This is a genomic window from Butyrivibrio sp. DSM 10294, from assembly GCF_028539135.1.
GTDB lineage: Bacteria > Bacillota > Clostridia > Lachnospirales > Lachnospiraceae > Butyrivibrio.
Genome location: NZ_JANSWL010000049.1, coordinates 1 through 14,670 on the forward strand (window position 1 = coordinate 1; position 14,670 = coordinate 14,670).

Genomic DNA, 14,670 nt, shown 5'->3' on the forward strand with positions numbered 1-14,670 from the left:
ATATATAGAAAGCCAGCGCACGGATGACCACAAAAGAAAATATGAAAAAACAGGACGATACAGCAAAGCGAAACGCTGAGGGCCAGCGATTCATCCCCCACCGACTATGTCGGAAGGAGTTTTCTCGCTGATACATCATAAAATATATTTTTGTTGCTTTTCTGACAAATGACACTTCAAATCGGACGAATAACACTTTAGTCCATTTTGGTCTCGTATATATTGGTCTCGAAGAACTTGTTGTATCCCTGCCAACCGGGCTCAGTAACATTAGAGAGGAGCTCAGTGAAGGTCTCCATCTTGGCATCGGTATTGTCAGCCATGTTCAAGGCAACGGCCTCAATGATAGAGGGCTTCTTGGGTGAACCATACTCAAACTCTCCGTGGTGGGCCAGGATGCAGTGCTGCAGTTCCTGCTTGAGCAAAATAGGAAAACCGGGGATGTTAGCGGCCTTGACGCCGATCATCTCGCAGCCCATAACGATATGGCCAAGGAACTGACCTTCATCGGTGTAATCATTAACAGGAAAAAGACTGATCTCTCTCACCTTACCGATGTCGTGACACATAGCTGCAGTAAGAAGGAGATCCCTTTTGAGCACGGGATAAGCTGTACAATAGTAGTCACAGAGCTTGGTAACGCTTAAGGTATGCTCAAGAAGGCCACCGATAAAGGCATGATGCACCGTCTTGGCTGCGCTGCTCTTTCTGAAAAGTGTGACAAAATCAGTATCCTTTACGAAGAACTCCTCCAGGAGCTGCTTCAAATAAGGGTTTTCTATAGTTGAGATGATAGCAAGAAGCTGCTTGTACATCTCGTCATTATCCTTGGACGAAACAGGAAGGTACAGCGCCGGGTCATATTCACCCTCGTGGCACTTCCTTGCTCTTTTCACATTGATCTGGAGAGCTCCGTTAAAACTGGTAACCTCTCCGAATACATCGATATAATCCGTGTCGTCGAATTCATCTATCCCCGCGCCGCCGGGTTCCCAGATCTTGGCATCCACCGTTCCGGTCTTGTCCTGAAGGGTTACAGAATAATACTCCTTTCCGTTCTTGGTGGTTGCACAGAGCTTGTGCTTGCACATATAGATATCAGCCACTCTGTCGCCGGGTTTCAAATCCTTGATGAACTTCATTAAAATTTCCTCATTTCTAAATCTTGAATTATTTGTTTCCTGTGGTCCGCTATTGGCCTTAGCCGTGAGTTGATTTCTCAAGCGTGACCTCTATGTCCAGACTGATGTAATCAGTGGGCGCCTGCCTCATAACAGTAATAGTAATTATATCATCAGGTTTGCACTCTGCAAGCCTTGCTATCAACATCTCGTAGCTGGTGATCTCCTGTGAATTGAAAGCCGTAATGATATCACCGCTCTGTATTCCCGCCTTCATTGCCGGTGAGTTCATCTCTGTCAGCGTGATATATGCACCCGCAGGGATGTTCCCGGCCTGTATGATATCCGTAGGAATCGTTGTTCCGTGAACTCCCAGATATGCTCTGTCCTTAAGATTGGAGAGATCTTCGATAAGGCTCTTTAACTCAGTAATACCAACAGCGCAAATGTTGCCCTTAAGATCCTCCGGAGTATAAGCCATATCGATCATACCCACAATCTGGCCCGACAGGTTGATCAGCGCTCCGCTTCCGTTGGAGCTTCCCGCAATATCCGTGGTAAGAAGCTTGTAATCCGTATCCGGAAGATCAAGGCTGGTCTTCTCGGATGTGATAATGCCATAGGCAATAGAGTCCTGAACTCCGATGGGGCTTCCCACCGCAATGACAGGGCGTCCCGTGATACTGTTGGAGTTGGAGCTTCCAAGTGTGGCCACCAGAATGTGGTCCTTGGTCTCCTCCGAAAGGGCTGCTATTCTGACATTCAGGATGCAGAACTTGCTGACAGAGTCCGCCAGCCTTATGTTGGCTGTTGCAGTAGTGTTGTCACAGAAGGTAACCCTGATGCTGTCCGCTTCCTCCACCGCGCTGTAGGGAACCAGGATAAAAAGGCTGACTCCGTTGTCCGCAACAATAGCTCCGGAAGTAGCAGTGCTGCTCTGTATAGACTCACTGAACCAGTTGGCATCATTGGACAATCCTGTTACCTTCACCATGCTGCGCCCGGCTTCAGAAGCAATGCTTTTTAATGAGTTCATCATTTTGCCGTAATCGGAGGAATCAAAGTTGTAGGATGCAATGGCTGCATCGATCTGGCCCTTCTGACTCTCCTCAAGGCTCATGGCCTCCACCGCCGCAATCTCGCTGTCATCTGCGAACATCTCCTCCGGTGTCAGCTCATCACTGGCAGATTCTGCGGGAAAAGAGATGGCCTCAGGCTCCTTCTCCGGGAACAGCCTGTCACTGAAAAGGGGCTGCAGCACCAGGAAAGTGAAGCAGGCTACGATGCCAAACAGCACCGCCAGTGCAAAAGTAATAACGGTTCTCCTAAAGAGCTTCTTTTTATTTATAGGCCTTTGCTTGATCTTCTCGCTGATAAAATCAGTATTAGCCAAAGGCGACTGTTTGTTATCATCATTGTTAAGTGCCATAGAAGTACCTTCTTCTGAAATTATTCATAATCCTTAACATTATAACACGGCGGACCACTTCCTATGAACAGCAAAAAAAATACCGGGCAGCGATTTGCCCGGTACTTTGTGATGCTGATTATAAGATAATCCGTGGATTATTCCTTCTCGAAAGCCTTGTGTGTAAATGCTGCAAGTGCTGCACCTACAAGAGGGCCAACGATGAATACCCAAACAGAAATGATGGGTGCTGTATTGCCTGTGATTGCTGCAAAGATTGCAGGGCCAAGGCTTCTTGCGGGGTTAACGGAGGTGCCTGTAAGGCCGATTCCGAAGATGTGTACCAGGGTCAGTGTAAGACCAATGATAAGTCCGCCAAAGGAGCCGTGCTTAGCCTTGGGTGATGTAACACCAAGGATTGTAAGAACAAAGATATAGGTAAGAACGATCTCTACGATAAGGCCGGCAACGAAGCTTCCGCTTACACCGTCAAGACCGTTGGCACCAAATCCGCCTGTAGCATCATCAATCTGTCCGAGAGTGAAGATTGCTGCAAGGATACCTGATCCTACGATACCGCCAAGACACTGAGCAATTACATAAGCAATAAACTGAGCCATGTTCATTCCACCGTTTAAAAATACTCCCAGAGAAACGGCAGGATTGATGTGGCAGCCTGAAACGTTGCCGATGCAGTAAGCCATACCCACAATGGTAAGACCAAAGGCAAGGGCTGTCAGAAGGTAGCCGCAGCCGCTCATGGCATCACAGCCAACAAGCATCGCTGTACCACAGCCGAGCACAACAAGTACACAAGTTCCAATACATTCCGCAACATATTTCCTCATACCTTTTTCCTCCTATTTATGTGCTTCTTCGCACAATTATTCTCTGAATATTATAGCACTGTTAGCAGGTGGATTAGTTATCTTTTTCCCAGATAGCATATAATGTTACTTTGCTGTTAGCCTTCTTGGAAAGAGCTCCTACTGTCTCTTCTGTTACAGGCTTCTTGCCCTTGGCATCAAGAGCAACTCCAACGCACTTGTAGCCCTCTCTCTTAACAGATCCTGTGAAAGTAGCAATGGCATCATTGATTTCCTTGGCATTCTTAACAGGAAGAACTGTTGTGTTGTTCATAAGGTCAACTACGCCCTTCTTCTCTGCTCCGTCAACAAGGATTGTTCCGCCGTTGGTGTTGAATTTGAGCTTGTATGAGTTCTCAGCGAATACAGCATATACAAACAGATCTTCCTCGTTATCTGCAAGAACCTTGGTAACGAATCCGTTCCTATCTGTTGCAACCTTGGCTGCGCATCCATCTGCGAGCATCCAGCCAAGGAATTTGCAGCCTGGATAGGTTGCGGGTGTGAGCTTGGATACGCTTCCAAAATACTTGGTCTCTTCTTTGTAGTTCTCGTGAGAGGCACGTGTTCCATCAATAAGAACCTCTGAAAACTCTGTTTCGTCGGTGATCTTTTTAGCTGCTGCAGGATCGCAGGCAGCTGCGCTGTTCATGTAATATACGTTATAAGGATTAGCCTGCCAGATGCAATAGATCGTAACACCGGCCTTAGTTGTGAATCCGGTAAAATCGTCTCCGTCGATAAGATCTGCTTCTGACTTGATCTTTTTCTTAAGAGAGAAACCAACAAGTGTATATCCCTTTCTGGATACCTCAGGTGTGAACGCCATATCTTTGGGCTCACCATCGTAGTCAAATGTTGCCCAATAGGTCTTTTTCTTAAGTGCGATATTCTCTTCTTCGCCGCTGCGCTCAACACCTTTTCCGTTGGGATCGATGCTGATCTTGAATCTTAATGCCTCGAAGTAAGAGCCAATGTAAACGGTCTGCTTAGCAGTTTTCTTGATTGCTGTAACTACAGTCCACTGATTTCCGTCAGCATCCTTAACTGTCTTGGTAGCATATACGTCCTCGAGCTCCTTGAGAGCTTCTTCGCTAAGAGGATTGCCTTCTGAATCAAGAGCAACCCATCCAAGGAACTTGTAGCCTGTCTTCTTAGCTGTAGGAAGTGTTACTTTCTTGCCTGACTTGTAAGATGTGATCTTCTTGGAAAGAGTTACATTAGAATCAAGCATCATGTTGATTGTGTACTCGCCCTCACCAAGAACGGGATAAACTTCAAGTGTTCCCTCGTGAACATCTACGAGCTTGCTGTAGTCCTTGTTAAGTGCAAAATCAATCTTGCGGTCACCTTCCTTGGTCTTGGAGAAGCCCTTGATGGTAACTCCGTCAGGAAGATTAACATTCATCTGGGTTGCAGCTGAGATGAAGTTAACCTTCTCCTCATACTTAACAAGGCTGTAATTGCCAAGAGGCTGAGCCTCGAGCTTGTTGCCGTCATTATCGAAAAATACGATGCTGTACTCGTTCTGCTCCCAGTCTGCATACAGATCAACGGTTGTAAGAGAGTTAGCATCAGCGTAGTTCTTAACCAGTGCATCAACAGTAGCATCAACTGCAACCTTGAACTCAGGCTTCTTGGAGCTCCAGGATGTCAGTCTGTATCCCTGCTTAGTGAAAGCAGTAGATAATACCTGGTCCTTATCTTCAACTTTGAATGTCTTTTTCTCTTTGATATCTTTCTTGCCTGTGTTAGCGTGGAAAACAACAGTGTACTCTGCGTTCTTCCAGCCTTCCTCAGGCTCCTGTACAGGCTCCTTAGCAGGATCTGCTATAGGCTCTGTGATCTCTTCATCGGATACGGGAAGTTCCTCTTCTGTAAGATCAGCTTCCTCTGTATCTTCTGTTACTTCTTCTACAGCCTCTTCAACATCGAAGGAAACTGTCTCCTCTTCGGGCTCTACGAAGTACTCATCCTCTGCTGTCTCCTCGGATGCTTCCTCAGAAGCCTCTTCTGCTACCTCTTCTGTAGCCTCTTCATCTTCGGTGATCTCTTCCTGAACCTCTTCGATTACCGCTTCCTCAAGCTCTGCTGAGAAGTCCTCTGCGGCAAATGAAGGTACGCTTGATGTAACTGCCAGAACAGCAGACAGGGTCAAGCCAAGAATTGCCCCCAAAACGCGTCGTTTCATACCTAATTACTCCCTTCTGGTTTTCATATTAAAGCATTAAAAATTATATACACGGCTCAGTCTATCGTCAACTCAAATATTGCTGTAATTATGGGCATTTATCGCCATCTGTGCCATCTTTTTATAAACTTATCATTTGAAATCCTAATCGCCCGAGGTTATGATTTATCTATTAGATTTGGACTTGATCCGGAAAGGGCTCTTATGGAATTTTCTTTTTTACTTGACTATCGAACCACAGACACCGAAGCTGAAATCTTCTGGGACATGCCACTGGAAGCAACTCCCGGCTGCAGATATCTCGTATATCTAAACGGCGAGAACAAAGCTATTGTTGAAAAAACACATTTTTCCCTTGAGGGACTCACCCCCGAGACAGACTATGAAGTGGAGGTTCTTCTGTCCACTCTCGAGGATGCCAGAAACGGCATGCCTCCCATGTCTCTTGGCAGGATCTACTTCTGCACGGGCAAGACCAAAAAGAGAATTGATATAACGAAGCCTCCCTACAACGCTGTAGGCGACGGCATGACCATGAACACTGCTGCCATTCAGGCGGCTCTTAACGACTGCACCTCGGACTCCTATGTGTATATTCCAAAGGGCGATTTCCTGACAGGAGCTCTTGATATGCACTCTGACTCTGAGCTGTATCTGGAAAAAGACGCTCTTTTACAGGGAAGCGTAATTCCCGATGACTACCTGCCCAAGATTCACAGCCGCTTCGAAGGCTATGAGATGGAGTGCTACAGAAGTCTCTTGAATCTGGGAACCCTGGACCGTAACGGCGGCTATAACTGCAGCAATGTAATCATTCGCGGAAAAGGGTCAATTCTTGGTGGCGGCGCACCTCTTGCCAAGTCCATCGCGTCTCTTGAAGCAATAAGGCTCAAGGACTTCATCAAGTCTCTTGGTGACAGGATAAAAGAGTATGAAAAGCCCGAGACCATCGCCAGCAGAGCGAGGGGTCGTCTCATCAACATGAGTAACTGCCAGAATGTCTGGATCCACGGCCTTACTCTGGGCTTTGCCCCTGCCTGGAACCTGCATTTTATTTATTCGGACGAGATTGTTACGGATCATTGCACGATCAAGTCCCAGGGAGTGTGGAACGGAGACGGATGGGATCCGGATTCCTCCACCAATTCCACATTATATGCCTGCGATTTTTATACAGAGGATGACTCTGTTGCCATTAAGTCCGGCAAAAATCCTGAAGGAAACGTGATAAAAAGGCCCACGGAGCACATCCGTGTCTTCGACAGCATCTGCCATTTCGGCCACGGCCTCTGCATCGGCAGCGAGATGTCCGGCGGTGTTGAAGATATAAGGCTCTGGGACTGCGATATGGGTCCCACCTGGTCCGGCATCGAGATCAAAGCCACCAAGAAGCGCGGCGGCTACGTTCGCGGCATGATCGTAAGAGACATTACCGCCTCCCACGTCCAGATCCACTCCGTCGGCTACAACGACGACGGTGAAGGCGCACCGGTGCCACCTGTATTCAGCGACTTCCATTATGAGAGATTGCATTTGCTTGGAAGATATCTTGATAACAACAATGGGAATAATACCTGGTACAGCTGCCCTTCTATATATCTGAGCGGCTTTGATGTGCCGGGATTTGAACTTAAGAATGTGAGATTTAAGGATATTACAATGGAGAATCCTGTACAGGGAGTAGACAGTATTCATATGGAGTACTGTGAGAATGTGAGCTTTGAGGGATTGAGGACGGTTTGAGATGACAAGGGGACGGTTGACTCGCAACCGTCCCCTTGTCATCCCCTTGTCATCTCATCAACTTACAGCAACTCCATCAACTTCTCCACATCTTCCTTCGTCGTCGCCCAATCTGTGGCAAATCTTATTACAGTATGGGTATCATCATACTTCTCCCAGAATCCGTACCCAACTTTTCCATCCAGCTCTTTTAGCTTCTCATTATCCATGATAACGAACTGCTGATTAGTAGGAGAATCCAGGAACATCTTATAGCCTTTTTTAACCAGCCCCTCTTTTACAAGCTCTGCCATATCTATGGCATTTCTGCTGATCTCAAAGTACAAGTCATCCGTAAATAGTGTGTCGAACTGAACTCCCAGGAGCCACCCCTTGGCAAGGAGCGCTCCGTGCTGCTTGATTATCGGTATGGGGTGCTTGACCGCATCCTTATGAGTGAAGACTACAGCCTCACCGAACATGGCTCCCACCTTGGTTCCTCCGATGTAGAATACGTCAACAGCCCCCGCTATATCCTGAATCGTCACATCGGTTCTGCGGCTCATAAGTCCGTAGCCAAGTCTTGCTCCGTCCAGGAAGAGCGGAATCTGATACTGCCTGCAGACAGCAGAAATATCATTAAGTTCTCTTTTGGTATACAGAGTTCCGTACTCCGTGGGATGGGAGATATACACCGCTCCGGGAAATACCATGTGCTCATGGTTGTCGTCGCCATAGAATCTCTCCAGCAGCTCCGTCAGTGCAGTCGCTGAGATCTTGCCGATGTTGTCTCCGTACTTGGCGGTATCGGTCTCCTCTCCGTGACAGTCTATCGTCAATACCTTGTGGCCTGAGAACTCAATGGCCCCTGCCTCGTGAGCTGCGATATGTCCTGTCGTTGCAGCAACAACGCCCTCGTAGGGCCCAAGCACCATATCGATTATGGTCTGATTGGTCTGGGTTCCACCCACAAGAAAGAAAATCTGCGCATCATCAAGTCCGCAGGCCTTCCTGATCTTCTCAGCTGCGGCTTCGCAGTGCCTGTCGGTGCCGTAGCCCGTATTCTGTTCAAAATTAGTCTCTGCAAGGCGCTGTAGGATATTCGGATGTGCGCCCTTTGTATAATCACTGGAAAATGAAATCATTTTCTATGCACCTCTTTGATTAATCATAAATCAGTCAAAACTGATCCCGTCAAACTGTGTCACTTCTTCAATGGCCTTCACCAGATCCTCAAGGCCTTCTCTGTCTTCTTCGCTAAATCTCTCAAGCTTCGGGCTGTCGATATCCAATACTCCGATGACCTTGCCATCCTTCCTGTGAATAGGCACCACTATCTCAGAGTTGGAGGCCCCGTCACAGGCGATATGTCCCGGAAACTCATGAACGTTTGGAACCAGAAGAGTTCTGTCCTCTCCTGCCGCTGTGCCGCACACTCCTTTTCCCAGGGGAATCCTGATGCAGGCCACCTTACCCTGGAAGGGTCCCAGAAGCAGAGCTCCCTTGTCCATCAGATAGAAGCCCGCCCAGTTAAGGTCTTCAAGGTTATCGTAAATAAGTGCCGAAGCGTTGGATAAAACCGGGATGAAATTAGGCTCATCCTCCGCCAGTGACTTAAGCTGCTGTGTCAGTAATCTGTAATCTGTCATAACCTGTCCTTTCTGCATTTCGTCCATATGCCCCGCATAAAAAGAATCCTGTAAGCATATGACGTTGTGAGCACTTTTATTGTGCAAAACCATTCTATACTTACAGGAAACTGTCGTCAACAATATATAAATGACCAAAAGTCACGTAATCACACGGTTTCTGCCGGATTCCTTGGCTGTATAGAGCCTGTCATCAGCTGTGCTGACAAGCTTCTCCACACTCATGCCGTCTTTATATGCAGCGGCGCCTATAGAAACCGTAACATGGATCAACTGTCCGGCAAAAGAGAACTCTTTTTCCTCAATCTCTCTCCTTATACCCTCCAGCATCCCGGCAAAATCATCATAGGCACAATCCTCCGGTGCGATAAGAAGAAACTCCTCTCCGCCCCACCTGCCGTACAAGAGTCCGTAGGAACTATGCCCGGCAAACACCTCTGCAATTCCTTTGAGGATTGCATCACCTGCAGCATGTCCGTAGGTATCGTTAACCTGTTTGAAATGATCTATATCAAGTATGGCGACGGACAGATCTTCTTTGCCCAGCATATGCTCCCTTTTGGCTTCCGCTTCAAGAATGATCTGAATCCTGTGCCTGTTGAAGATTCCCGTCAGATAGTCGTGATCCGCAGCCCGCTTGATCTCTCTGTTTTTCTTACTCATGCTGTAATTGTAAACAAAGGTGTATATCGAAATGCTGCAAAAACTGGTGGTTGCATTCACGTGATAAATAATCCTGGATATGTTATAAGGGGGTGAATATTTTGTCGGAAACCATCCATTGGTTCCCATAAAGGTCAAGACCTGGAAAGTTGCCAGTATCACAAAGGCAAAAAAGGCAATCTGGAACTTCATACTCTTAGAAAGTCCCTCCTGGAACAAAGGAAGGAAGATACAGGCAAAGGTTCCGAAGAGCCACAGCTGATATCCACAGTGAAGTCCCATGAATATGGTTGCAAATATGACATGGAAATACACCTCAAACAGCATCACCCACATAGTGATCTGAGTCTTGCTCTTAAGAACCAATGCGGTACAGCCCACGTAGAGAAAAATAACCGGCGCATTGATGATGGCCATTGGTATACAACCCAGATAATAATACATGAACTCGAAGAGAATGTGGATCACACAAAAAGAAACGGCCACTGCCAGATACTGGCTTCGATTGAAGTAGTCGCCGCTCTCATTCTCCCTGTATGTCCTGTCCCTTCGGGACAACAGTTCATTGTCGTCATTCATACAATTATTGTAATATCGTTCTTTTTAATCCGCAAATAAACAAACAATAAACAAATTGTATAAAATATGTTGTGGCTTCATTATACTTCGTCGCTGACTCTGAAGATCACGAATTTCAGATAGTAGGAAGCAGCGCCGCCCCACAGGATCGGGTGATCTGCTGCCTGCTGGCGAAATTCCACCTGGCACAGTCTCTTGTGGGCATCCCTTGCGGCATCGGCGATGGTCTTAAGGAACAGCTCCTCATCCATGAAGTGTGAGCAGGAACAGGTTGCAAGATAGCCCCCGTCCTTAACCAGCTTCATACCGCGGAGGTTGATCTCCTTGTAGCCGGTAACAGCCTTCTTGATAGAAGCTCTTGACTTGGTAAAAGCAGGCGGATCAAGAATTACAACATCGAACTTCTCACCTTTTTTCTCAAGATCGGGAAGAAGCTCAAATACATCCGCGCACTTGAAGGTGGCAATATTCTCAAGGCCGTTAAGGGCCGCATTCTCCTCAGCCTGCTTGCAGCCAAGATCTGATGCATCAACACCTATTACTGAAGAAGCCCCTGCTGCCGCTGCGTTAAGAGCAAAGGAGCCGGTGTGTGTAAAGCAGTCCAGAACTTTTTTACCCTTGCAAAGGCCTCTAATGGACTGTCTGTTGAACTTCTGGTCAAGGAAAAAGCCGGTCTTCTGGCCGTTCTCAACATCTACGTAGTACTTAACACCGTTCTCCTCGATCATAACCTTAGTGTCAAAGGGCTCGCCGATAAAGCCCTTGCATCTCTCAAGGCCCTCAAGCTCACGAACCTTGGCATCGCTTCTCTCATAGACGCCGCGAATCTTCACGCCGTCTTTGGCAAGAACTTTTTTGCAGGTATCGATGATAAGCTCCTTCATTCGGTCCGTGCCAAGGGCAAGGGACTCGATAACGAGAACATCCGAGAACTTGTCTATCGTGATTCCGGGGAGGAAATCAGCCTCGCCGAAGATAAGTCTTGTGGAAAGTCTTGTAAACTCATCTGCTCCGGGCTCATGGTCTGAAGCTCCCTGGTCCTTAGACAGGTACTCCAGCATGTAGCTCTTCATGACTTCTTTTCTGTGATTCCAGGCATCGCTTATTCTCTTCTCGATGAGCTCCTCGTTCACAGGATGCTCTTTCCTCCTGGACATGATGCGAACTCTGATCTTGGAGTTCATATTAATGAAACCATATCCGAGGAAATATCCGTCAAAATCGTGAAGCTCGATAATATCACCATTCTCAAAGCTTCCCTCGATCCTGTCGATCTCATTGTCATATATCCATGCTCCGCCGGCCTTAAACTCACGACCCTCGCGCTTTTTCAGGATTACCTGTGCGTTGCTGCAGCTGATTTTACTCATATATATCACCTTTCAAAAAATAAATCTGGAAATAAATTAAAATTTTTTTAAATTATATGTTGACAATACACCAAATTTATTCTAAAATCAATTCGTTGTCGCCGCTAATAAATGTGTCGATTAAATGCGATAGTAGCTTAGTTGGTAAAGCGCCACCTTGCCAAGGTGGAGACCGCGGGTTCGAGCCCCGTCTATCGCTCTTTGAAACCCCAGATGTTTTCTGGGGTTTCAGTTGTTTTAGGCAAAAAATAAGTGGTCTTTAAGTGGTCTTTTTGGTCTTTCAAGCGAAGCATTCCCTGATTCTCTCAGCCTGTGTGTCACTCTGAACCGCTCTGATATAGTGCAGAGTAGTGTTCTTATCAACATGTCCTGCTGCATACATCACCGTCTGAATATCTCCACCGGTTGCCCTTGCAAGGGCTGTAACGCTCCAGAACCTGATCTTGTGACTTGAAAGATAGGGAATACCTACTGCTTCCGTTACCTTTTTCAGGTGCTTATTAAATTTGTTTCCGTCAAGTGGACTTCCTGCTGCGTTGCAACAGATGTGATCTGATACAACCTGCTGTTCTCTTAACGCTTTCAGTGCTTTTTCAGCCCTTTCAGATAAAGGAAGTACTCTTGCTCCATGTTCTCCGCCTTTGGTGTGATTAACTTCAATGAAATGATTCTTTCCATCATCACCCTTTCGGAGAACTATCTCTCTTGAGATGGAAATCGTATGTTTCCTGAAATCTACATCCGACCATCTGAGAGCTCTAAGCTCACCGATTCTCACACAGAGGCAGAACATAAGCTCAATACCGTATTCATAACCCGTCTTTTCTGCAAGTCCATCAAGATAGGCTAGTATCTTGTCTCTGTCTTCATCCGTATATCTGATGTTTTCATTGTCCACAGCCTTGAATTTTAAGTCCTTGCAGCTGATATTTCTGCTCAGATTGCTTGTAACAATGTCATTATCAACAGCTATATCGAAGACTACATTGAAGATACTCTTGATATTGACGAAGTTCTTTCTGCTCATGACGCGACCAGCGGTTAGATCCTTGAAGAACTGCTTAAGGTCTGATGCCTTGATCTCTGATATCGACATATCTGCAAGCGGAGCATCTTCATAATACTTGTTCCAGATCTGGCGGTATCTCGATACTGTAAGAGAAGATGTGTCAGCATCATGTTCCTTGTTGTTCATTACCTCTTCGAACAGTGACCTTACTGTATATCTGTCATCTCCAAACAGATATATATACATCCTCTCATAGACTTCCTGCTCACTCTTGGCAGTAATCTTACTTCTGTCATCGTTCCTGAGCGCCTTGGGAATCCTTATCTTGTAACTTTTGTTGGTCTTGTCATAGACGACGATCTTACTTCCTTCCCTTGTATAAGGTAGAAAAGCCTCCTTTACTCTTAAAACACGTTTCCGTGCCAAATACTGCATCTTCATATTTGCAATCTCGGCACTCTCCTCTAGGAAAAGTGTAGCACCGCCGTAATCTGACTGTAAAGCAAATAGCGATCTGTTTCTGTTGTCTTTCCCCATATTCTCCTCATAAAAAGAGCCGGCAGCGAAGTGTAAACGCACCTCGTAAACCGACTCTAAAACTTTATTCTTATATCCTTTCTGTGATTATTTTTTTATTTCTTCCGTTTACCGTTTATCCGTTTATAGATAAAGATCAGGTAAAAGGTATTTCCATCTGTTCAGGAACAGGGACAAATCCGTCCGGATCCTCGACCACTGGCGGAGTACCTTCCCTTCTCCATGCCCTCTGTTTGCCATACTCAAAGAAGTTGTGAGATGAGACATATTCCCATCCGGGCATGTTGTTCATGATTTCAGCGATTATCTTCGATTCACCCATCTTTGGTCTGTCAAAGAGCTTGCTGTGACCAAGTGCTTCGTAATAAAGCATGTTTCCACAGACATAGTTCTCTTTGGTAGCATCAAGAAAGTCTCTTATTGATGTTTCCATGGGATCCTCAGGTACAAAGTCTTTCTGAAGCTCCTCCAGCTCATTCTCCATTTCTTCTGAAAGCGTCAAAGAGAAATCACCGCTTCTGTAGACAACCATCATTTCAGCCCACATCTGCTCGATATACTTTCTTGACGACTCCTCATCTTTGAGGATGTGAACCTCCGCCAGATAAGCATTGCACTCAACAGGGATAAATCGTCTGTTGCCTGATTTGTCAGGTGGTAGGAACTGCTTTTTATTTGAAGTTCCTGCAAACACACACTTTCTCGGATGTTCGGAAGAAAACTTATCATAGCGGATTCTGTAAACATCAACCTGTCTTGTAATGAAAGCCTTTATTTCCTCTTCATTAGCAGCTCTTATGGCAGCTATCATCTCAGCCATTTCTACGATCAAATGTCCCTGAAGCTTTTCAAAGACATCCTCACCATCCAGCTTTTTTACATCATCGGTAAAATATCTGTCCCTGACTGCCAGGAATCTTAGGAAAGTTGACTTTCCGGCACCCTGACCGCCAACAAGGCAGAGCATATAGTCAAACTTGTGACCTGGATCATAGACTCTTGATATTATTCCAAGCATGAACAGCTTCAATGCCTGATAGTTTAGCTCTGTTAATGACGCTCCAAGGAAATGGTGCAGTGCATATCTGACCCTTTCTTTGCCATCCCAGACCAGTGACTCCCAGTATTCTTTGACAGGGTGGTAGGGATTATCAAATGACACAGTCTTTATTGCCCTTTCTATCATCCTGTCAACCTTAAGCCCGTAATAGGTCTCAAGGTAGGTGATAAGATTAGCCTCATCCACATCAGTCAGTGGCTCGGAAGTTTTTCTCCATGGCATGGGCTTTATGATATCTATTCTTTCATTTAGCTCATTGTATCTGATGGCATCCTTTAGAACAGGATCCTCTCTAAGTGCTATCTTACAATTGATATTGGACTGCTTAAGATTTCCCTTCATATCTGTTTCAAGCATTCCTCTTACAAGCTCACGCTGTCTTGTGACTTCATCCGTGGCTTCAGTGGACTCATTTTCTTTGTTTGCTGCGTACTGCTTGGCAAGTTCGTTCATGAATCCTGATTCTATAAGGACCTGCGCCATCTTTGACAGTTC

Annotated in this window: 11 protein-coding genes and 1 tRNA gene; 2 read left to right on the forward strand and 10 right to left on the reverse strand. The window is 46.1% G+C overall.

The genetic code is table 11. The features are described 5' to 3' along the window. Window positions 1–197 precede the first annotated feature (197 nt). The 4 genes from NXH67_RS04020 to NXH67_RS04035 all read right to left on the reverse strand — a co-directional run bounded on the left by NXH67_RS04020 (window position 198) and on the right by NXH67_RS04035 (window position 5,586). A complete protein-coding gene (locus NXH67_RS04020; RefSeq protein ID WP_272796494.1) occupies window positions 198–1,142 on the reverse strand; it encodes a 3'-5' exoribonuclease YhaM family protein in 945 nt (314 codons plus the stop codon). Window positions 1,143–1,200: 58 nt separating this feature from the next. After that, window positions 1,201–2,550 (reverse strand): S1C family serine protease, encoded by a 1,350-nt coding sequence (locus NXH67_RS04025; protein WP_196804977.1) that lies wholly within the window; start codon window positions 2,548–2,550, stop codon window positions 1,201–1,203. Between the two features lie 137 nt (window positions 2,551–2,687). Beyond that, the gene (locus NXH67_RS04030) at window positions 2,688–3,377 is read right to left on the reverse strand and encodes an MIP/aquaporin family protein (RefSeq protein WP_022778781.1); all 690 of its coding nucleotides are present in this window, start codon (window positions 3,375–3,377) and stop codon (window positions 2,688–2,690) included. Between the two features lie 73 nt (window positions 3,378–3,450). Continuing rightward, window positions 3,451–5,586, reverse strand: coding sequence for an InlB B-repeat-containing protein (locus tag NXH67_RS04035; protein ID WP_272796495.1), 2,136 nt, complete (start codon window positions 5,584–5,586; stop codon window positions 3,451–3,453). 204 nt (window positions 5,587–5,790) lie between these two features. Here NXH67_RS04035 and NXH67_RS04040 point away from each other — a divergent pair, with 204 nt between their 5' ends. Continuing rightward, a complete protein-coding gene (locus tag NXH67_RS04040; RefSeq protein ID WP_272796496.1) occupies window positions 5,791–7,329 on the forward strand; it encodes a glycoside hydrolase family 28 protein in 1,539 nt (512 codons plus the stop codon). Window positions 7,330–7,391: 62 nt separating this feature from the next. On the opposite strand, the gene NXH67_RS04045 is transcribed toward NXH67_RS04040, so the two are convergent. The 4 genes from NXH67_RS04045 to NXH67_RS04060 form a co-directional block, all read right to left on the reverse strand. Continuing rightward, window positions 7,392–8,453: a threonine aldolase family protein gene (locus NXH67_RS04045; protein WP_272796497.1), complete on the reverse strand. Its 1,062-nt coding sequence runs from the start codon at window positions 8,451–8,453 to the stop codon at window positions 7,392–7,394. 30 nt (window positions 8,454–8,483) lie between these two features. Next, window positions 8,484–8,975, reverse strand: a complete 492-nt coding sequence (locus tag NXH67_RS04050) for a GAF domain-containing protein (RefSeq protein ID WP_272796498.1) — start codon at window positions 8,973–8,975, stop codon at window positions 8,484–8,486. Window positions 8,976–9,098: 123 nt separating this feature from the next. Beyond that, window positions 9,099–10,199, reverse strand: coding sequence for a GGDEF domain-containing protein (locus NXH67_RS04055; RefSeq protein WP_022778776.1), 1,101 nt, complete (start codon window positions 10,197–10,199; stop codon window positions 9,099–9,101). A gap of 80 nt (window positions 10,200–10,279) precedes the next feature. Next, window positions 10,280–11,569: a class I SAM-dependent rRNA methyltransferase gene (locus NXH67_RS04060; RefSeq protein WP_272796500.1), complete on the reverse strand. Its 1,290-nt coding sequence runs from the start codon at window positions 11,567–11,569 to the stop codon at window positions 10,280–10,282. Between the two features lie 126 nt (window positions 11,570–11,695). Here NXH67_RS04060 and NXH67_RS04065 point away from each other — a divergent pair. Further along, window positions 11,696–11,768, forward strand: a tRNA-Gly gene (locus NXH67_RS04065). An 81-nt stretch (window positions 11,769–11,849) separates the two neighbouring features. Here the strand turns inward: NXH67_RS04065 and NXH67_RS04070 are convergent. Then, window positions 11,850–13,115: a tyrosine-type recombinase/integrase gene (locus tag NXH67_RS04070; RefSeq protein ID WP_272796502.1), complete on the reverse strand. Its 1,266-nt coding sequence runs from the start codon at window positions 13,113–13,115 to the stop codon at window positions 11,850–11,852. Window positions 13,116–13,251: 136 nt separating this feature from the next. Then, window positions 13,252–14,532 carry a virulence-associated E family protein gene (locus NXH67_RS04075; RefSeq protein ID WP_272796566.1) on the reverse strand — a complete coding sequence of 427 codons (1,281 nt, stop codon included), beginning with the start codon at window positions 14,530–14,532 and terminating at the stop codon, window positions 13,252–13,254. Between the last annotated feature and the right edge of the window lie 138 nt (window positions 14,533–14,670).